The organism is Methylobacterium sp. D48H (assembly GCF_053345715.1).
The window spans coordinates 1-284 of record NZ_JBKFAP010000206.1 but is presented as its reverse complement, the minus strand read 5'-3'; the positions used below and the strand labels follow the sequence as shown (position 1 = coordinate 284).

General features: G+C 71.8%; 1 protein-coding gene. It reads left to right on the top strand.

Features of this window, described 5'->3' with window-relative positions:
* Window positions 1–284: methyl-accepting chemotaxis protein (locus ACLBX8_RS32145; protein ID WP_447716466.1), on the top strand; the 284-nt coding region annotated here is incomplete at both ends.

The window sequence follows — 284 nt, the reverse complement described above, 5'->3', positions numbered from 1 at the left end:
AGGCCATGCAGACCATCGCCCAGAAGATCACCATCGTGCAGGAGATCGCCCGCCAGGCCGACCTGCTGGCGCTCAATGCCGCCGTGGAGGCGGCCCGGGCCGGTGAGCACGGTCGCGGGTTCGCGGTGGTCGCCAGCGAGGTGCGCAAGCTCGCCGAGCGCAGCCAGGCGGCCGCGGCCGAGGTCGGCACGCTCTCGTCCGACACCGTCAAGGCCGCCCAGCAGGCCGGCGACATGCTCGGCAAGCTCGTGCCCGACATCAAGAAGACCGCCAGCCTGGTCGAG